The sequence below is a fragment of the Psychrobacter sp. Arc9 genome (genome assembly GCF_041431295.1).
Lineage (GTDB): Bacteria > Pseudomonadota > Gammaproteobacteria > Pseudomonadales > Moraxellaceae > Psychrobacter.
On record NZ_JASMRK010000001.1, the window covers coordinates 171,664 to 191,433 of the forward strand.

General features: G+C 43.2%; 15 protein-coding genes. 5 read left to right on the forward strand and 10 right to left on the reverse strand.

Translation table 11 applies throughout. The annotated features are described in order from the left end of the window. Window positions 1-78: 78 nt before the first annotated feature. Together QO187_RS00700 and QO187_RS00705 are read right to left on the reverse strand one after the other, a co-directional pair. A complete protein-coding gene (locus QO187_RS00700; protein ID WP_191115093.1) occupies window positions 79-2,124 on the reverse strand; it encodes a BCCT family transporter in 2,046 nt (681 codons plus the stop codon). 312 nt (window positions 2,125-2,436) lie between these two features. Beyond that, window positions 2,437-2,877 carry an HIT family protein gene (locus QO187_RS00705; protein ID WP_102090949.1) on the reverse strand — a complete coding sequence of 147 codons (441 nt, stop codon included), beginning with the start codon at window positions 2,875-2,877 and terminating at the stop codon, window positions 2,437-2,439. Between the two features lie 233 nt (window positions 2,878-3,110). Between QO187_RS00705 and QO187_RS00710 the strand changes: the two genes are divergently transcribed. From QO187_RS00710 to QO187_RS00720, 3 genes are all read left to right on the forward strand, one after another. Then, window positions 3,111-3,866, forward strand: a complete 756-nt coding sequence (locus tag QO187_RS00710) for a hypothetical protein (protein ID WP_371546665.1) — start codon at window positions 3,111-3,113, stop codon at window positions 3,864-3,866. A gap of 248 nt (window positions 3,867-4,114) precedes the next feature. Beyond that, window positions 4,115-6,001, forward strand: a complete 1,887-nt coding sequence (gene ilvD, locus QO187_RS00715) for a dihydroxy-acid dehydratase (protein ID WP_057759459.1) — start codon at window positions 4,115-4,117, stop codon at window positions 5,999-6,001. A gap of 250 nt (window positions 6,002-6,251) precedes the next feature. Next, complete coding sequence (locus tag QO187_RS00720; RefSeq protein WP_160020873.1) at window positions 6,252-7,493, forward strand: sodium:proton antiporter; 1,242 nt, start codon at window positions 6,252-6,254, stop codon at window positions 7,491-7,493. Window positions 7,494-7,554: 61 nt separating this feature from the next. Here the strand turns inward: QO187_RS00720 and QO187_RS00725 are convergent, their stop codons facing one another. The 4 genes from QO187_RS00725 to QO187_RS00740 form a co-directional block, all read right to left on the reverse strand. Then, window positions 7,555-8,979 carry a serine hydrolase domain-containing protein gene (locus tag QO187_RS00725; RefSeq protein WP_371546667.1) on the reverse strand — a complete coding sequence of 475 codons (1,425 nt, stop codon included), beginning with the start codon at window positions 8,977-8,979 and terminating at the stop codon, window positions 7,555-7,557. 211 nt (window positions 8,980-9,190) lie between these two features. Next, entirely contained in the window at window positions 9,191-9,766 is a 576-nt protein-coding gene (locus QO187_RS00730) for a serine/threonine protein phosphatase (protein ID WP_371546670.1), read from the reverse strand. 58 nt (window positions 9,767-9,824) lie between these two features. Continuing rightward, a complete protein-coding gene (locus tag QO187_RS00735) occupies window positions 9,825-10,739 on the reverse strand; it encodes a MaoC/PaaZ C-terminal domain-containing protein (RefSeq protein ID WP_102094752.1) in 915 nt (304 codons plus the stop codon). 324 nt (window positions 10,740-11,063) lie between these two features. Next, window positions 11,064-12,464, reverse strand: coding sequence for a 3-oxoacyl-ACP reductase (locus tag QO187_RS00740; RefSeq protein WP_102090944.1), 1,401 nt, complete (start codon window positions 12,462-12,464; stop codon window positions 11,064-11,066). A 548-nt stretch (window positions 12,465-13,012) separates the two neighbouring features. Here QO187_RS00740 and QO187_RS00745 point away from each other — a divergent pair. Further along, on the forward strand, window positions 13,013-14,527 hold the full coding sequence (locus QO187_RS00745; protein WP_102094751.1) for an acetyl-CoA C-acetyltransferase: 1,515 nt from the start codon (window positions 13,013-13,015) through the stop codon (window positions 14,525-14,527). Window positions 14,528-14,713: 186 nt separating this feature from the next. Beyond that, a complete protein-coding gene (gene ppk2 / locus QO187_RS00750; RefSeq protein WP_228153250.1) occupies window positions 14,714-15,793 on the forward strand; it encodes a polyphosphate kinase 2 in 1,080 nt (359 codons plus the stop codon). Window positions 15,794-16,051: 258 nt separating this feature from the next. On the opposite strand, the gene QO187_RS00755 is transcribed toward ppk2, so the two are convergent. The 4 genes from QO187_RS00755 to lpxK all read right to left on the reverse strand — a co-directional run bounded on the left by QO187_RS00755 (window position 16,052) and on the right by lpxK (window position 19,738). Then, window positions 16,052-16,399, reverse strand: coding sequence for a PilZ domain-containing protein (locus QO187_RS00755; protein WP_102094750.1), 348 nt, complete (start codon window positions 16,397-16,399; stop codon window positions 16,052-16,054). A 111-nt stretch (window positions 16,400-16,510) separates the two neighbouring features. Beyond that, window positions 16,511-17,641 (reverse strand): DNA polymerase III subunit delta', encoded by a 1,131-nt coding sequence (locus tag QO187_RS00760; protein ID WP_102094749.1) that lies wholly within the window; start codon window positions 17,639-17,641, stop codon window positions 16,511-16,513. Window positions 17,642-17,745: 104 nt separating this feature from the next. Beyond that, window positions 17,746-18,558, reverse strand: a complete 813-nt coding sequence (gene kdsB / locus QO187_RS00765) for a 3-deoxy-manno-octulosonate cytidylyltransferase (protein WP_102094748.1) — start codon at window positions 18,556-18,558, stop codon at window positions 17,746-17,748. A gap of 49 nt (window positions 18,559-18,607) precedes the next feature. Then, on the reverse strand, window positions 18,608-19,738 hold the full coding sequence (gene lpxK, locus QO187_RS00770; RefSeq protein ID WP_102094747.1) for a tetraacyldisaccharide 4'-kinase: 1,131 nt from the start codon (window positions 19,736-19,738) through the stop codon (window positions 18,608-18,610). Window positions 19,739-19,770 lie beyond the last annotated feature (32 nt).

Sequence of the window (19,770 nt, forward strand, 5' to 3'; positions counted from 1 at the left end):
AGGATTCGTGCACATAATGCAAGCGATTAACGTGAATAGCTTGCATAAGCATTACTCGTTTTTAATAAATCCCATGCATTATTTATCAAGCACACTGCCCTGCTCTAGCGTGATGTCATCATCATGCTCTTGCATGCGCCACGGTAGACTATCAGGCGATACATTGAGGAAATGTAAATACTTCTCAAACTGATCAATGATGTCATTAATCACTGATTCAGATTTGTAGCCGTATAAATCATAGGTCTGACCACCACGGCGTAGATACACCTCAGCGCGATGATGGTGCTCTTGTGGCAAAGTATCTGCGCTGTCTTCAGTATAATAATCAGGCGCATCATGCTCAGATAAGCGTACCTCATACCAAAACTCGACATCGTCACCGCGCTGTAGCTCTAATACGGCTCGGTTATTGACCGCATCATAGTTGACCTCAGTCGTCCAGCCAGTTTCTGCAAATTTAGACGACACCTCCATCATCGAAGGCATAACCACTTCTTTAATATAGCTAAGAACCTTTTCACGCGTTGGCTTATCGGTCATATAATCAATACGCTCGCGCCATGCAGACGGTTTGAGTAAATGCGGCGGCAGTCTGTTGTCATTACCAAGGCTCTGATTACGATGTCCTTCGATACGTAACGCACGCCACATACCAAACATAGAAATCAGAATAATAATCGCAAAAGGTAACGCACTAACGATAGCCGCTGTCTGTAGGGCTTCTAAACCACCTGCAAGTAGCAATACTGCTGCGACAGCACCTTCAGTCACTACCCAAAAGCTACGCTGCCACCATGGTGTATCACTGCGACCACCTGCCGCTAGCGAGTCGATTACCAATGAGCCAGAATCCGATGACGTCACAAAAAAGGTAATAATCAATAAAATGGTCAACGACGATACAAATTCAGTAAACGGTAGATTCTCTAACAGTTTAAACAAAGCAATCGCTTGGTTGTTTTGTACTTCACTGATTAATGAGGTATAACCATCGACCATAATCATGTGTAGCGCGGTATCACCAAACACCGAAAACCAGAAGAACGTAAAGAAAGTCGGTACCAGCATCACACCGAGTACAAACTCACGGATGGTACGACCACGGCTGATCTTGGCAATAAACAGACCGACAAAGGGGGCCCATGCAATCGTCCATGCAAAAATAAATAAAGTCCAGCTACCGATCCAATTGCTATTCTCGTATGCCTGCAAGCTAAAGGTACGCTCGACAATATTACCCAAATAACTACCTGTATTTTCCATAAAGGCATTCAAGATAAAAATGGTCGGACCGACAACAAATACGAACAGCATCAACGCAGTTGCCAACAGCATATTTAAAATAGATAAACGTTTTACACCCTTATCCATCCCTGCCAACACCGATACCAATGCCGCGGCGGTCACCAATGCAATGGCAATCACCTGTACGGTCGTATTCACTGGAATGATATCTGGCAATAGATAATTGAGTCCCGCATTGATTTGCGACACTGATAAGCCAAGACTGGTAGCAATACCAAACATCGTACCTAATATCGCAAACACATCGACTGTATGACCGATAGGGCCATGAATCCTGTCACCGATAATCGGGTATAGCGTCGAGCGTATTGATAGTGGTAAACCATGACGAAATGCAAAATAAGCTAGTGATAAACCAACGACACCATAAATTGCCCAAATATGAAAGCCCCAATGGAAATACGCAATTTGCATCGCTTCTTTTGCCGCGGCGATAGTCTGCGGATCCGACATTGGCGGACTAGAAAAGTGCATTACTGGTTCCGCTACCCCATAAAACAGTAGCGCAATCCCGTAACCTGCCGAAAACAGCATGGCAAACCATTCAAGGAATCCGTACTCCGCCTCAGCATGATCAGGGCCCAGCTTGATACTGCCATAAGACGAAAACGCCAGTACAATAATGAACATCAAAAACAGTGCCACTGCCAGCATATAAAACCAGCCGAATGTCTCAGTCGTAAAACTAAGCACATCACTAAACAGAGCACCCGCTGCTTCAGGATTGATAGCCGTACCAATGACCAATAGCAGCATAATAATGGCTGCAGGTACAAAGACTGGTAATAAAATAGTCGAACGAGGTAATTTACTCATGAAAGATAATATCCTCAAAAGTTGACGATGCCTTTTTATAGAAAGTTTTAATTAAGGCAAAGATTAGAAAATGTGTGTGAATGGTTATAATAATTATCACACTCTTTTCCAAAACCCTAGACAAGCGTTCAACTCGTAACACGACTTTAACGAATGTTACATGAATATTACCAAGAAAATAAAAAAGGCAGCTTGCTAGCTGCCTTTTGATTGTATATATATTCTATTTTAATAGTTTCTAACCTGTAAACACTCGCTAATTCGTAAATACCAGTATTTGTTATACCTAAACAGAAGCAATCTAGTTCCTATCTAGGCATCAATCACTGCCGCCAACTTCTGCGCAATATTTGCCAAATCATTATTATCAGCTTGGGTTACTGCATGACGACCCAATTCATGGATACTTGATGGAATGAGATGTACATGATAATGAAAGACTGTTTGACCTGCTTGTGAGCCATTCAACTGCATTTGGATAACGCCTTCACGCTCAAATACTTGGCGCTGAGCTTGCATAACTTTTTTAGACGTCATTAGCACCGCAGCAGCATATTCAGGCTCAAGATCCGCCAAATCAACGGCTTTTTGCTTCGGTATCACCAATACATGGCCTTCTGCTTGTGGCATGATATCCATAAAGGCGAGCGTTTTATCATCTTCATATACTTTGTGATATGGAATATCACCATCTAACATTTTGGCAAAAATATTATTGTCGTCATAAGCAGTCTTTTGATTTACTTCAGTCATTATTTTTTCCTTTAAGAGTTTTATTATTAGTTAATTAATAGCTCAATAGCTATCCAAAATAGATAAAAGCATCTGTCATATAGTGGACGAAATATAACTTTAGTACAAGTCAGTATGACAACCGAATTTGAAAAATATCAAGCCATATTCCAACCATGCTAGCTCACTAATTTATTGGCGAGTCATACCTTTTAAATGTTATATTAGCCCTCTATTTTAACAACGCTATGTTTATGGATTTGCCTACTTTGCCGACTGAACCAGATATGGATAACACTGCTATAACCCTTGATAATCAGGAAGAATACTCTGATATTGAGAGTGAAAGTGATACTCAAACCATCGATCCGAACGCTATCATATTAGCAGAAGCATTGATTGATAAAGCCATCAGCTGGCAGATACACAATTGCAAAATTATAAAGAAGACTGTCACGCAAGATTTGCCACTGCCCTTTTTGTATCACTATGACAGTTTGGATGATGCAATCAAACAAACGCACCCACTCACTCCTGAGCTACTGCTTCAATTCAATACACCCATGTCAGCTCATCAAGCTGCCAAGTTAATTGGTATTGACGAGGAGCTGCTGACCAGTCCTTGGCATGTAAAAATTATCGGCTCGTTAGTGGTATTTAGTGAGGCATTGCAGTTGGCTGTACGACTACATTGGACCAATACGGGTAAAGAGACGCAGCAGGTATATACTAAAGATGCTGCCGACGCTATTATTGCCGCTTTTAAAGACTGGCAGTTTTTTGGTCGTGTAGACGTCCTCTATAAAAATAATAAGCAAATATTAATTAGTATTGACGAGCAAAACCCTAATACGCCAGCACTCTCTGCCGAGTCGCTGTTGACGATTGAAGCTAGTAGTGATTATCAGCAGCTACTAGCTACTCATGCGCTTGCAGCCATTGTAAAACTAGAAGCAGACAAAGCTGATCTTCCTTGGTTTGACAAAGCCATATTAGAACGTATTGAATAGATATTTTGAATAACGGTTTTTTCGCTCATCGCTTGTGATTATTAATTCGTTATTATTAATTCGTTATTATTAATTCGTTATTATTAATTCACTGTTATTAGCATATTGTTTTTAGTTATTCATATCTAATGGTATGGTAACGAATTAGTATTATTCACTAGTACTCACTCTCTATAAAAAGCACACTATCCCTATTAAAACTAAGGGTGCACATTTTAACAACCCCGCCTATTTGTAAGGAATATCACATGGATTATCGCTCAAAAACCTCTACCGGCGGTCGTAATATGGCAGGCGCGCGCGCATTATGGCGTGCAACCGGCATGACTGACGGCGACTTTGGCAAGCCAATCATTGCGATTGCTAACTCTTTTACCCAGTTTGTACCCGGCCATGTGCATTTAAAAGACCTTGGACAACTGGTCGCCCGTGAGATTGAGCAAGCAGGCGGCGTTGCAAAAGAGTTCAATACCATTGCGGTCGATGATGGTATTGCGATGGGCCATAGCGGTATGTTGTACTCGCTACCAAGTCGTGATTTGATCGCTGATTCTGTCGAGTATATGGTCAATGCCCACTGTGCAGATGCGCTAGTGTGTATTTCCAACTGCGACAAAATCACTCCGGGTATGTTGATGGCCGCCATGCGCCTTAACATTCCAGTGGTGTTTATCTCAGGTGGCCCAATGGAAGCAGGCAAAATCTTAGCCAGTACCGTTGGTAAGAGCCATAATACGGATAGTAGTGACAGCAGTGCCGTTCGCAAACTTGACCTAGTCGATGCAATGATGGACGCTGCTGATGATAGCATCAGTGATGAAGACGTCGCTGCTATTGAAGCTTCAGCCTGCCCTACTTGTGGTTCGTGCTCTGGTATGTTTACCGCCAACTCGATGAACTGCTTGACCGAAGCTTTAGGCCTAGCACTACCAGGTAATGGCTCACTGCTAGCTACTCATTCATTGCGCCGCGAGCTATTTTTAGAAGCGGGTCGTACCATTGTGTCGCTTGCTAAGCGTCGTTATGAGCAAGATGATGACTCTGTGCTACCACGCTCTATCGCTACCAAAGCCGCTTTTGAAAATGCCATGAGCTTAGATATCGCTATGGGCGGCTCAACCAATACCATCTTGCATCTACTTGCTGCGGCCAATGAAGCAGAAATCGACTTTAAGATGGCTGATATTGACCGTCTAAGTCGCGGTGTGCCTTGTCTGGCAAAAGTAGCGCCTGCTTCACAGAAATACCATATGGAAGATGTGCATCGTGCTGGCGGTGTATTTGCATTACTCGCTGAGCTTGATCGCGCCGAGTTATTAAAGACTGACGTGCCAACTATCCATAGCGCCACGATGAAAGAAGCGATCGATAAGTGGGACATCATGAACCCTGACAATCATGAGGCACGCGCTCGCTTCCTTGCTGCTCCTGGTGGCGTACGTACCACAGAAGCGTTTTCACAATCAAAAGAGTGGTCAAACCTCGACGTCAACCGTGAGTCAGGCTGTATCCGTAGTGCCAAACACGCCTACTCTACAGATGGCGGCTTAGCCGTACTATATGGCAATATCGCTGAGCGCGGCTGTGTGGTCAAAACTGCAGGCGTTGACGAAAGCATCTTGACCTTTACTGGTCGCGCGCGTCTATTTGAATCACAAGATGATGCGGTTGCTGCGGTATTGGCTGATCAAATCGTTGCAGGCGATGTCGTTATCATTCGCTACGAAGGCCCTAAAGGCGGCCCTGGTATGCAAGAGATGCTGTACCCAACGACTTATCTGAAGTCAAAAGGATTGGGTAAAGAATGCGCCCTACTCACCGATGGTCGTTTCTCTGGTGGTACATCAGGTCTATCAATTGGTCATGCTAGCCCAGAAGCTGCTGAAGGCGGGGCGATTGGTTTGGTCGAAGAAGGCGATAGTATTCATATCGATATCCCAAATCGTACTATCAACATGCAAGTCAGTGATGCAGACCTAGCTGCTCGCCGAGAAGCCATGGAAGCACGTGGACGTGATGCATGGAAACCTGTCAACCGTGATCGTCATGTCTCGCCAGCATTACGTGCTTATGCGGCTATGACCACCAGTGCTGATACTGGCGCCGTACGTGACGTGAGCCAAGTCGAGCGCTAGTCTGTAAGCTATCAACGCTCTAGACATACTGATAAAAATGTATTAAGCCTGCGCAATGCAGGCTTTTTTTTCACCAAAAAACAACGTAGCTGTCGTTTTGATAACTATTTTTTGCGGTAATTATTTTATTTTGACGTCATGATAAAGGGTATCAGTGACTGACTATCAACTATTGCTGTGAATTGTCATCAATATCTAAAATTATCCTCATAAAATCGACCCTTAAAATATAACGACGTGCGTAAACCTTATGATTGAAAAATATAACTTATTCTTATTAATCTGCGGGATTGCCTTTTTACTCGGGGCCTTGTTTCCTGTTATTTTTAAGCGCACCTCTATCTCTTTACCGATGCTCCAAGTCAGCTTCGGTCTGATGATGGGCTACTGGTGGACGTCTTTATCCTTTTTAGACCCACTTGATAACGGCTTACTCATCGAGAAACTGACTGAAATTGTTGTATTGGTCTCATTGGTTGGTGCTGGTATTAAAATCGATACAGAGTTGTCTTGGCGATTGTGGCGACCAACAGTAAGACTGCTACTCATTACCATGCCTATTGGTATTTTTGCGATGGCAGTCTTGGGGTATTACGCGTTTGGTTTGAGCCTTGGTGCAGCTATTTTGTTAGGTGCAGTGTTAGCGCCTACTGATCCAGTGTTAGCTTCGAGCATTCAGGTGGGACCTCCCAATACAGGAGGAGAAGACACACCACGCTTTACTTTAACGTCAGAGGCAGGATTGAACGATGGTCTGGCTTTTCCGTTTGTGTATCTAGCGATTAAAATTGCGGAAGCATTCAGTGAAGGCAAAGCCTTTACTTACGAGATGCTGTGGTCGTGGTTTACTCATGACGTCTTGTGGAAGATTGGCGCAGGTGTAGTGGTAGGTGTATTGGTTGGTAAAGTATTGGCTAAAGTCGTGTTTTCTAAACATACCCGTGAGACTACCATCTCGCAAGGCTATGTGGTTATTGCATTGACGCTACTAGCCTATGGACTTGCAGAGTATGTACACAGTTATGGCTTTATCGCTGTATTCGTGGCCGCATTTGCGTTTCGTCGCTCAGAGTGTGAGCATACTTATCATCAAAAACTGCATGATTTCGCTGAGCAATCAGAAGGCTTACTGATGTCATTGGTGCTCGTTATCTTCGGTATGTTCCTTGGTCAAGGGTTGCAGGCAGGTGTCGAGTTGACATGGCGCGTCTATATCGTCAGCTTTACCTTCTTACTACTTATACGTCCGATTGGTGGATTTATTGCCTTATCAGGATTGAACTTACCTCATACCGAAAAATATGCGATATCGGCTTTGGGTATTCGCGGTATCGGTACCCTATATTATCTTTCCTATGCGCTCAATCAAGGTTTCTTCGCGGATGAAGATGCGCTTAAATTGTGGATTGTTTGTTCGATTGTTATTTTGACTTCTATCTTTATCCATGGTCTTAGCGCATCAAGATTGCTTAAAATGACACCAAAAAAGTAGCATTAAAATTAATGCTGCTTATGTTTGAAACAGAATCAATTCGCGATTGAAGTTGGCGTTATTAAAGTATCTCTTCTACCCAGCTCAAGACGGCTTCTGTCAGCGCAAACTGACGAACGTCATTGAGCATAGTGGTATCAAAATTATGAATAAAAGCAAATGACAGTTGGCGCTCAGGGTCGCACCAAGCAACCGATCCGTTATATCCCATATGCCCAAATCCTGATAAATCAGAACTCATTCTCTTATCCGTATCATCGTTGTTAGCATACAAGCTAAATAATCTATGGTAGCCCAATCGCCATTTCATAGCCGCTGGCATAACCGCATCTAAACCCTCAACCTGCGGAGTAGATAACTGCTCAAAAGTAGCACTATCGATCAGTGTTTTCCCTTGCCATACACCGCCATTAGCAAGCATTGCATAAATCGTTGCCAGTGCTTTAGCGGAAGCGACACCATTTGCCGCTGGAATGACAGCTTGTAGCGTCTGGCGCTTATGATAATCAAGGGCATGTTTGCCAGCAGGTATCAGCGCCGCCTTATAGTTTTTTAGATTAAGCTGAGTGGTATTGAAATATAAGCTATTAATACGCGCCGTATTTAATACAGGTTGCACGTTATCAATATCAGAGCTATCTAGGCTGTCATCTAGGCTACTTTGCGTCTCAGCTGCACGTTTGTCATTTAGCATTTTCTGTTGCCAGTAATGATAACTAGGTAAGCTTGCATAAGTACGTAAAGTCTCTTGAGAATCTACTTTTAAGGTTGGTTTTTGGCGTCTCGATTTTAATTGGGAGCTCGTATCCTCTGTTTCTTCAAAATCTTTGGCCAATTTTGCCACCTGATCTACTTTGCTATCTGGCACACCAAAATAGCAGCTGTCGGCAATACCCAGAGGCTCTGTTAGATACTGGCGCAGTGCTTCAGCGAATGATAGATTCGTGACCGCATCTACTACGCCGCCCAATACCCAACCGTAGACTAATGCACTATAAGCGCTGTCATACTTGGTAGCATCTTCGGGAGAGGTAATGGACATCGCTGCAATGTGGCGCAGCATCGTATCCCAATCGAGTACCGTCTCGCTGTCGACATCGATACTTTGAATCGAAAACAAATCGGCTTGATGTGACATGACTTGTCGCAACGTAATTTGGTCTTTACCATTTGCAGCAAACTCTGGCCAGTAATGGGCAATAGGTTTGTCATATTCGATCAGTTGCTGCGAAACTAGCACATGAACCAACGTTGCCAATACCCCTTTACCAGTAGAAAAATTAATCGCTAACGTATCAGGCTGCCACGGCATATCAGGACGTGCCATACCTGTACTGGCTTGTGCTATACACTGGCCTGCTTGATACACGGCCACAGCCCCGCCAGCAGGTGCATCATCAAGCTGTAAATCTGTCAGTAATTGCTGTAATTTGTTTTGAAAGTCAGCGTTTATAGATATATTAGAATTTTCTGTATTATGATCCATTATTATTACCTTGCTCCAGTGATATGAATTATTCTATTTTTAAGATGATAGTAATACACAAGCTATATAAAATATTTGAACCAGTATAAATGAATTGTGAGCCAATAAAAAAGGCCACCTATTGGTCGCCTTTTTTATTATTTATTTCGATGATATTTTTAGAGTTTGCCAACGTCTAAGACAGCACTAATATTCAACGCCACAAATCTAGTTAACGCGGTACTAACAAACGGTTATGAACTTCTTGTTCAAGCTTGGTCAAACCATGACTGCGACCACGTTCCATCGCTGTATCCATCTTACGTCCACGCAACCATCCTGCCCTCAGCGCTATTGCAGCTCCCACTCTATTGCCCGACCCACAGTGCATAGCGATTTTTTTGCCATGATGTTGGCGTAATACATTATCAAACGCCAATATCTTAAGCTGCTTTAGCTCTTTAGCACCGCTGATAGGCAGTTGTTCGTAGTGCATACCTGCTCGCTCAACTGCTGATGCCTCATCAAAGCTCAACTCATCATCAGGCTGCAAGTTGATAACCAGCTCGACGCCCGCTTTCGCTAAAGCCGCGACTTTTTCGTCATCTAATGCACCGCACACGATAGTGTTTGCATCTGGACGAAAATAAGGCTCAAAGATATCGGCCAAATCAATGCCATTATCGGCACTAATAATATGCATGTTAGCGCCGCTATCGTTAGCAGCGACCGTATCGGTTGCTATCGAGCTCTCTGTTTGATCTACGTCTATCGCATTTTCTTCTGAAGGCATGTTTTGTGAAGTCATAATAATAAATATGTACGTTAAATATGGCTGTTAAAATAGAAGCTTTATGATGTTTATGCTACTTGCTGTCACTCTTTAGGGTTACAACACCCGCCAAATGCGGTTTATTGTTTTTAGAGCTATACAGTCCAAACTCACAAGTATCATCTACGTTTTTGAGCTGGGCTACTGGCTCAGCAATCAGCTCTACTTCAGCTGGCAAAAAGATAGGCAGCTTAAATGAGACGTCAATTGTGTAAGCATCAGGCAAATCACCCATCAGAGCAAGACACTTAGCTTTTGACCACATACCGTGCGCAATCGCTTTAGGGAAACCAAACGCACGTGCTGATAGCGGATGCAAATGAATCAAGTTAAAGTCGCCTGAGACAAAGGCATAACGACGACCGATATCTTCTGGCACTTCAAAAATGCTATGAACACCTGCTTCGTTTACTTCAGGCTTGACCATGACCGGACGCGGCGCGCTCTTCTTATCTTTACTGCTAGGTTTCTTGCTACGTGATAAATAAGTCGATGTACCTTCCCAGATGACTTCATCTTCTGACTTTACGATAGTGACAAAGTCAAACTGCTGACCTTGAGCATGATCACGCAGGTTATCAAAAGTGACCGACATTGCTACCGTTTCACGCTCTCCAATCGGGCGATACTGGGTGACGCTATTATCAACGTGAACAAGACCTAACATGGCAAATGGGAACGGCTCTTTGACCATCATGTTCATCTGCAGCGTCTGTGACAATACCGAGAAGTAAGTCGCTGGCACTTTACCATCATCAGCAAAACCGCAAATTTTGCGATAGTCATCTAGATTTTCTTGATCGATATGCAAGTCATCTACATAGTAAGTAGATTGTGGCAACTGGTCTCTACTGACCTTGCCACCATTACCGATAGGCAATAAGCTTTTGACAATATTGGCATAAGTGGTGTGCGCTTTTGGCAACGCATCATAATGTTTGTCTGACATAAGTACATCCTAAGTGTGGCTTGAACAAGTTCTTTAACGTATATAGAGACAATCTGCAGTCATTGACTAAAGCCTACTATTAAATCATCTAATAAGCATTAAATTTAATCAACCTCATGAGTATCTTTAATAGCAAAAAATAGTTTGGCTATTGGTTCTTGTGTTTTTATCATAAAAAAGCCACCCTTGGGCAGCTTTATTACACTTTATCAAAGATTATTTCGTAAGCATATGTGATACAAACGAGAAATAATAGCTTATGTGATACAACTACTGTCTCTATCTGTACCTTATTTCTCACATATACCTGTCAATTAATCAACATTATGCACCAAGTAAGCTTTGACCACAGACGCGAACCGTGTTGCCATTTAGACCGCCAGAGGCAGGTGAAGCGAACCATGCAATAGTTTCAGCCACATCTACTGGCAGGCCGCCTTGGCTCATTGAATTCATGCGGCGACCAGCTTCACGAATAGCAAATGGAATGGCTTCTGTCATTTGGGTTTCGATGAAACCAGGAGCGACTGCATTGATCGTCATGCCTTTAGCATTGTCTTCTAATTGCTTGGCAGTTGCGTTAACCAAACCAATCACACCAGCTTTAGAAGTGGCATAGTTGGTCTGACCCATGTTGCCAGCGATACCTGAAATTGACGACACACATACGATACGTGCGTTTTCTTTCAGTACGTCATTGTCCAACAAGTAGCGGTTCAATCTAGCGATACTGCCCAAGTTGATATCGATGACCATGTTCCACTTTTTCTCATCCATCTTAGCCAACGTCTTATCACGAGTCACGCCAGCATTATGGATGATTGAATCTAGGCCACCACGTTTTTGGGCAGCGTCAGCGATTTCTGCCCCAGCATCTTCACTAGTGATATCTACTGTCAAAGCAGAGCCGCTGATTTCGCTAGCAACTTTTTGTAGGTCAGCTTGCTGCTGTGGTACATCTAGACAGATAACATGAGCCCCTTCACGAGCCAATACACGAGCGATAGCTTCGCCAATACCGCGACTTGCGCCAGTCACTAGCATAGTCTTGCCGCCCAAAGGCTGGTTCCAGTCAACATCGACTGAGCTGCCTTTACTGACGCGTACTACTTGTCCTGATACATAAGCTGAACGAGCTGAGGTAAAAAAGCGTAAGGTTGAATCTAGGTTTTGCTCTGCGCCTTCTTCAACATAAATCAGCTGCGCTGTGATACCGCGTTTAAACTCTTTGCCCACTGACTTCACAAAACCTTCAAGCGAGCGTTGAGCCATTGCAGATTCAATATCCGTGATGTTCTCTGGCGTACGACCAACCACAACCACACGGCCTGATTTTTCTACGCGGCGTGCAACTGTATGGAAAAACTCATAAAGCTCTTTTAGCTGTTCAGCATTGCTGATATTACTGGCATCAAAAAGCAGTACTTTGAATTGATCGTCGCCGCCCGTGTTGGCTTTTGCCTCTACGCCTGCATCAGCAAGTGCGTCTTTGATGTCATCGCTGCTGTTTACATATACTTCGGCATGAACGTCTGACAGGATACGGGCCACAGACTCACTGACACTCTTGTCATCACCAGTAGCACGGCCAACCAATACACTACCACGCACCAAACGCTCGCCGCTTTCGAAACGATCAAGCGTCGTTGGCATCGGCAAACCTAAGTTTTTTGCTACTTTTTTGCCAATAGAAGATTGAACAAAATCACCATAACGGTCTGACATAATATAATCCTTATAATTAATGATTCGTATAATAATAAAAAATGCAATGAATCTATTATATAGAGACATTGACATCGTAATTATTTAAATTTAGTAAATCGCCTCAAAACTAGCCTAACTATACACTTCCCTTATAAACAAGTCCAAAAACAGATAATGTCTACAACAATCTGTAAACAAGTCAGTATACAAGCCAGTCGTTTTTAGCAGCATTAAGCGCCACTATAACATGTTAAAATCTGACCTATAGGTTATGGCATACTTAATTATTGATAACAATATATTATCAAACGTACTGTTATGCAATGCTAATATTTCTTACTAGCCAGTCTATTAGAGCGATGCGTCATGGTCATGAATCTACTACCGACCTCATACAAGCGTCACATAGTTTGCTAAAGAGATACATTAAGTGAATAAAAACGCCTTATGATAAACAGCTGTACTGCGTAATAAATGATAATATTTGCTTGTATAAAATAACTTAACTATTTTTTATTATTACCTATCACTTTTTACTTCTACCCATACTTTTTAAGGATAATATTATGAGTAATAAAAACAATCATCCAGATAGCCCTGTTGTTGAAAGTACAGTTGTTAAAGCAACGGATACAAAATCAGATACAGCAAAAAAAGAAAACGCTGCAAAAAGCACCTCGACTAAAGATACTAGCGCTAAAGAAACTGCTAGTAAAAAAGTGGTCGATGAAAAAGTGGAAACCACTGCTGCTAAAAAACCTGCTCCAGCTAAAAAAGCCAGCGCGAGCAAACCAGCTTCAAACCTAAACCGTGTTGCTATTTTAGGTGGTAACCGTATTCCATTCGCGCGCTCAAATGGATCATACGCTGATGTTAGCAACACAGATATGCTAACAGCTGCATTGGACGGTTTAGTTGAGCGTTATAACCTGCAAGGCGAAACAGTAGGTGAAGTGGTATCTGGCGCAGTCATGAAACTTAGCCGTGATATCAACCTTACTCGTGAAGCCACATTAAATACCGCGCTAAACCCACATACGCCAACTTATGATATCTCACAAGCTTGCGGTACTGGCTTACAAGCGACATTTGCTTCTGCTAACAAGATTGCACTTGGTCTGATCGATTCGGCAATCACTGGTGGTGTAGATACTACTTCTGACGCTCCTATCGCTGTCGGCGATGGCTTACGTAAAGTACTGATCAAACTTGGTGCAGCAAAAGACAACAAGCAACGTCTAAAAGCACTAATGGGTCTCAATCCAAAAGACTTAATCGACTCACCACAAAACGGTGAGCCACGTACTGGCCTATCAATGGGCGATCATCAAGCGATTACCACGCTTGAGTGGAATATCAGCCGTGAAGCGCAGGATGAGCTTGCATTTAACAGTCATCAAAACCTAGCACGCGCTTATGACGAAGGTTTCTTTGACGACTTGATCACGCCATACAAAGGCCTGACTCGTGATAACAACTTGCGTCCAGATACTACATTAGAAAAACTGGGCAAATTAAAGCCAGTTTTTGGTAGAAAAAATGCCAATCCAACGATGACAGCTGCCAACTCTACGCCGCTTACTGATGGTGCTTCTTGTGTACTACTAGGTACTGATGAGTGGGCAAAAGAGCACGGTCTAAAACCACTTGCTTATATCGTCCATCAAGAAACTGCAGCGGTAGATTTCATTGGTAAATCTGGTACTACAGAAGGCTTACTAATGGCACCAGCTTATGCGGTACCACGTATGCTTGAGCGCGCTGGTCTGACTCTACAAGACTTTGATTTTTATGAGATTCATGAAGCCTTTGCTTCACAAGTACTATCAACCTTAGCTGCTTGGGAAGATGAGAAATTCTGTGAAGAGCGCTTAGGCTTAGATGCCCCGCTAGGTTCTATCGATCGTAGCAAATTAAACGTAAACGGTTCATCACTAGCGGCAGGTCATCCATTTGCGGCAACTGGTGGTCGTGTTTTAGCCACTGCTGCTAAATTATTGGATCAAAAAGGTTCGGGCCGTGCACTTATTTCTATCTGTGCAGCAGGTGGTCAAGGCGTGACTTGTATCCTAGAAAAATAAGCTTGGTCACTTTTAAGTGAAAAAGATACGCTGACTTATTATTTTAATCAGTACATATCTATCAATAAAAAAATGCCCTTTAATTTATTTAAAGGGCATTTTTTATTGTCTGTACTTTGCTATGATAGAAACGACCTAGATAGTAGCCTCTTAAAAAAGCCGATACGCAAAACAAAGGTAATATTTATGGGTAAGACAAAAATTTTATTAAGAAAAATGAGGCAAGTCATTTTTGGCTCTGAAAAACTGGTGATGACAGAACCGCTTGCAACCGCTGATTTTCAATCTCTAACGTCTGAGGAGGATCTAGATCGGTACCATCAGGAACAAGCCATTCTTACTGAACGCATCGAAAAAGACATTCTTGATGATGATTTACGTCGAAAAATGCACCAAGACTTAATCGATACGTATGATGAAGAACTAGAAAATGAAATAGATGACTATGCACGTGACTTTCGTTTTAACGGACGTGAGATGAGCGAGCAAGAAAAACTGGATCGACGCACCTACTTTCAAGAGTTGGTACGACTACAACGAGAACTGATAAAACTACAAGATTGGGTAGTTGATCGCGGTGAACGTATTGTCGTTATTTTTGAAGGGCGGGATTCTGCTGGTAAAGGTGGTGCCATTAAACGCATTACCCAACGATTAAACCCACGCGTGTGCAGGGTAGCTGCCCTGCCGGCTCCCACTGAGCGTGAGCAAACGCAGTGGTACTTCCAACGTTACGTGGCCCACTTGCCTGCAGCAGGCGAAATCGTATTGTTTGACCGTAGTTGGTACAACCGCGGAGGCGTTGAGCGTGTTATGGGGTTTTGTACTGACGCGCAATATGAAGAATTTTTTCAATCAGTACCAGAGTTTGAGCGTATGCTCGTACGCTCAGGCATTCGCTTAGTAAAATACTGGTTTTCTATCACTGATGATGAGCAACATGCACGATTTATGAGCCGAATATATGATCCGCTTAAGCAGTGGAAACTCTCACCAATGGACCTACAGTCGCGCCGACGTTGGGAGGATTATACCAAGGCCAAAGAGACCATGTTCGAGCGTACTCATATCCCTGAAGCGCCATGGTGGGTGGTCGAAGGCAATAACAAAAAGCGTGCGAGGCTAAACTGTATTGCTCATCTGCTTGAGCAGATCCCTTATAAAGAGGTGCCGCGCGATGAAGTAGAACTGCCCGAACGTAAGCGCGACGATGAGTATTATCGTGAGCCGATTCCAGATGATATGTATGTACCACCGCGTTATTAACCTGTCTTTTTGCTTTACTTAGTCGTACTCAATCCAGTACTATCTTACTCAAAAAAAATGCCACCTTATATCTAAGGCGGCATTTTTTATCACATTATTTTTTTGAAACTCATTATTATTTCAACAGATAAGCGTGCGGATAGATATAGTCAAGGAATTTTAGAATCGCTACAAGGCGACCGACCGCAGATAGTACACTAAGTACATCTAGGGCGGGTAACACCGTAGCGGTTTAAAAGTGCTCTGACTATATACATGCTACATAGTATAAGTAGACTGTAAACTGTCAATCTTACCAGCCAATAAACGCTCGACTTCGTTTTTAATTCTTTGGCCTGCGATATCAGTGCCAATCTGCACGGCAAAACCGGCTGGACGACCGCTTTGGGCTTTAGAATTAATCCATACCACCTTACCATTCATCGGTAAGCGCTCACTAGAATTGGGCAAAGTCACCGCAATAAACACCTCATCGCCCAGCTTTTGCACGCGGTCAGAGGGAATAAATAATGCCCCATTACTGACAAATGACAAATAGCTGGCATATAACATTTCGATACTTTCATAATGACAGGTTAAAATCCCGCCACGTCCTGGCATTGCCATAGTCAGCTTCCTTCATCAACTGGGTTTAGTATGTTTATATAAATAATTGATAGTTTATAGTTAAGAACAATTGCAAATTTTCGAACACTAACTAAGCGTTAAAGCATGGCTCTATAAGCCTGCCAACTCTTGCATTAGCTTATCATAGGCAAATTTTTCTTGCACATTTTGTTGCAGTGCGATTTTGGTCTGCTGCACGCTGTTGGCAAATGCCTCTAACCCGCTATCGGTAGGATGATAAGTCGCCAATATCGTTGATAGATTGACATCCTTTTGTAGTTCACTCAGCCCCAAACAGACACGGCGTATATCAAGGAGCATCAGCTCAGATAACTGTATAAACTCTTTAATATTAAGCTGACCTTGCCAATAATCACTTGCAGCCACACCACTACGTTTACCACTACGTAGCGCCTGCCATGTAGTCAACCATAGGCTGCGCTTGCTATACCATGGTGCTTGCGCTAAGGCGATAGCAGCTAACGGCGCACCATTGGCTAGTTGTATTAACTGCTCAATCGCAGCGTTACCAACGGCTTCGCGGTTAATCGTGTGACCTAGTGCCTGCCTCATATAATCGACAGCAACAGTCTGCTCAATTGTCTGTAATGCTAACTGTTGCACACGACTCTTAATCGTTGGCAATAGCTGAGCAGGCGTATCACTAATCAAAAACAGATGCACCTGCGCTTGCGGTTCTTCCAATGTTTTAAGCAGCGCATTGGCAGCGGCTACTGTCATTTTTTCAGCGTGATCTAACACACAGATACGCATTCCTTGCCCGCCTTGATAAATAAAAGGCTGCAAAGCACGAATATCATCTACTTTGATCTTAAGAGCACTATTGCTAGTAGCTTTAGCGCCTTTTTTATCTTTTACGCTATTTGATTTTTCTTGAAGCGCATCGCTTTCGGCACTGATAGGCATACTAACGAGTGGTAATACTTGCAAGCTCGGATGAGTTCCCGACTTGAGCCATTGACAGCTCTCACATACTTCGCAAGCACCTAGTGGGTTTGTACCACGCTCACGGCATAATAGCCAAGCGACCAATCGCCATACAAAGGCGCGTTTGCCCATACCTTGCATACCAGCAGCGAGCAATGCATGCGGCAAAGACTGCTGCTTAAGTACGCGCTCGGTCAACTGTAACCACAATACTTTTTGCCATGGCAATAGTGGCGCAAAATACATACGGTCTGTGTTATCTAGTGCGTCCATATTTCCTGTCAAATTATTCATGGTTATGGCTCTGTCACATTGATTAGGTACTTTAGGTATAGCCATGATAACAATACTTTAGCGTTGTATGAAGCTTAGAATCGTATGCAACTTTGCTCAGACTATTACTTAGTAGGGTTGTGAAAGTTATCTAAGCTCATCGCGTTTAGACGGTCTAAATCTTCTTGTGTATCGACACCCGCTGGTAACTGACAGGCGGCTTCTGCGATAGCGATATGCTGACCATTTTCTAAAACACGTAATTGCTCTAGACTTTCGAGTATCTCAAGTGGCGTTTGTGGCCAGTTTACGAACTGCTGTAATAGACTGACACGATAAGCGTATAAACCCAAATGACGATAGGCGTTCTTTGGTGGTTGCATCTGGTTATTATCAGCCAATACAACATCACGATCACAAGGAATCGGTGCGCGGCTAAAATAGAGCGCACGCTGTAAGTTATTAGCAGATTGGCTGACTACTTTTACTACCGATGGCCGCTGGAACGTATCATAGTCATCGATAGGCTCACAGAGTGTGGCCATCACGCTATCATCATCCGCTACCAAGAGCGCCTGTACTTGTTCCAAAAGCAATGGCGGTACAAGGGGTTCATCGCCTTGCATGTTCACCACAATATCATGCTCAGCCCAACCTTTGATAGCTGCTACCTCTGCCAAGCGATCCGTACCTGAAGCATGCTCGCTACTGGTCATAACCACATCAAAACCTGCATCGGTGCAAACTTTTGCAATTTGCTCATCATCGGTCGCTATACACATGTCATCAGCAAAACTTGCTGTCTGCGCTTTTTCTGCTACCCAAAGTATCATTGGCTTACCATGAATAGTTAGCAATGGCTTACCAGGTAGTCTCGTACTTTTAAAACGTGCAGGAATCACGATATGGGTTTTGGCAGGTGTGGTGGCGAACGACATGGCGTATTCCTATAAAAATTATACGGCGATTTAAAATATTAACTGATATTTATAATGAGGCTGAGGTGTTCATATCATGGTCGATACGAACCCCTAGTGCCTTTAGTTGCGCATCTAGATTATGATAACTATTCTCAGATAATACAGCCGTCACTGGCAACACCCATAGTCTGCTGACAAGTTCTAAATACTTATCACTGAGTGCTTGTGTCGCTGTATAGTCCGCCAATAATGCGCTGATTTTTACCGCATCTTTACTGGTTACGATGATAGGATAATCACCATATTGTAAAAGCTCAGCCAAACTAAAATCATAATGGTCAGGGTAAGGATGGCCTATGACCTCAAAGCCAATAGATTCTAAGGTATCAAAAAACCGCTGCGGATAGCCGATACCACTAACAGCATGGACGCGGCTATTATTAGTAGGCTTCACACTATTTAGTTGAGCTTCACTCGATGTAGAATTCCATAAGTGTTGCAACTCATCAGCTTGCAAATGCATGATCAAACGGTCAGCAGACTGTATCTTATTACCACTTCTAGAAGTCTGAGTTAAATCTGTACTTGGTTTTTCATGATATATAACATTTGCACCCTCTAATCGTGACATCGGCTCACGCAAAAAACCTGTTGGTAATAGCTGCTTATTGCCAAACCCACGAGCGGCATCTACCACAATCCATTCGATATCACGCTGTAGTGCATAATGCTGCAAACCATCATCTGCAATAATCAATTGCAAATTAGGATCTGCCTTTAACAGAGTAGCAATCGCTTGTTGGCGATTGGGACACACTGCCATAGCAGCGCCTGTCATATGAGCAATCAAACACGGCTCATCCCCTACTACATGGGGCAAACTGGTAGCACTAACTAATGCAGGCATTTGACTCGTATCACCGCCATACCCGCGACTGATTACCCCTACTTCTACGCCTTTTTTTTGTAAGTAGTTGACCAGAGCAATAATCAGCGGCGTCTTACCACTACCGCCAACACTGATATTACCAATGACCATCACGGGAATAGGTGCTCGATAGCTTGATAATAGCCCAGCCTTATAAGCTTGACGACGCAATAAGGTAATGAAACCGTATAACCAACTGATAGGCAGCAACAACCACAACCAAACAGCTTGACGTTGCCATGCGCGGGTGATTATCGTCTCAATACTCATTAATCAATATCGCTTATCTTATTGGTTCATGG

Excerpts from the sequence above, each read along its gene's own strand:
- QO187_RS00760 (WP_102094749.1), bottom strand. The coding sequence starts at position 17,641 with ATGAATAATTTGACAGGAAATATGGACGCACTAGATAACACAGACCGT.
- QO187_RS00710 (WP_371546665.1), top strand. The coding sequence starts at position 3,111 with ATGGATTTGCCTACTTTGCCGACTGAACCAGATATGGATAACACTGCT.
- QO187_RS00720 (WP_160020873.1), top strand. The coding sequence starts at position 6,252 with ATGATTGAAAAATATAACTTATTCTTATTAATCTGCGGGATTGCCTTT.
- QO187_RS00745 (WP_102094751.1), top strand. The coding sequence starts at position 13,013 with ATGAGTAATAAAAACAATCATCCAGATAGCCCTGTTGTTGAAAGTACA.
- ppk2 (WP_228153250.1), top strand. The coding sequence starts at position 14,714 with ATGGGTAAGACAAAAATTTTATTAAGAAAAATGAGGCAAGTCATTTTT.
- QO187_RS00705 (WP_102090949.1), bottom strand. The coding sequence starts at position 2,877 with ATGACTGAAGTAAATCAAAAGACTGCTTATGACGACAATAATATTTTT.
- QO187_RS00740 (WP_102090944.1), bottom strand. The coding sequence starts at position 12,464 with ATGTCAGACCGTTATGGTGATTTTGTTCAATCTTCTATTGGCAAAAAA.
- QO187_RS00730 (WP_371546670.1), bottom strand. The coding sequence starts at position 9,766 with ATGACTTCACAAAACATGCCTTCAGAAGAAAATGCGATAGACGTAGAT.
- QO187_RS00700 (WP_191115093.1), bottom strand. The coding sequence starts at position 2,124 with ATGAGTAAATTACCTCGTTCGACTATTTTATTACCAGTCTTTGTACCT.
- lpxK (WP_102094747.1), bottom strand. The coding sequence starts at position 19,738 with ATGAGTATTGAGACGATAATCACCCGCGCATGGCAACGTCAAGCTGTT.
- kdsB (WP_102094748.1), bottom strand. The coding sequence starts at position 18,558 with ATGTCGTTCGCCACCACACCTGCCAAAACCCATATCGTGATTCCTGCA.
- QO187_RS00735 (WP_102094752.1), bottom strand. The coding sequence starts at position 10,739 with ATGTCAGACAAACATTATGATGCGTTGCCAAAAGCGCACACCACTTAT.
- ilvD (WP_057759459.1), top strand. The coding sequence starts at position 4,115 with ATGGATTATCGCTCAAAAACCTCTACCGGCGGTCGTAATATGGCAGGC.
- QO187_RS00725 (WP_371546667.1), bottom strand. The coding sequence starts at position 8,979 with ATGGATCATAATACAGAAAATTCTAATATATCTATAAACGCTGACTTT.
- QO187_RS00755 (WP_102094750.1), bottom strand. The coding sequence starts at position 16,399 with ATGGCAATGCCAGGACGTGGCGGGATTTTAACCTGTCATTATGAAAGT.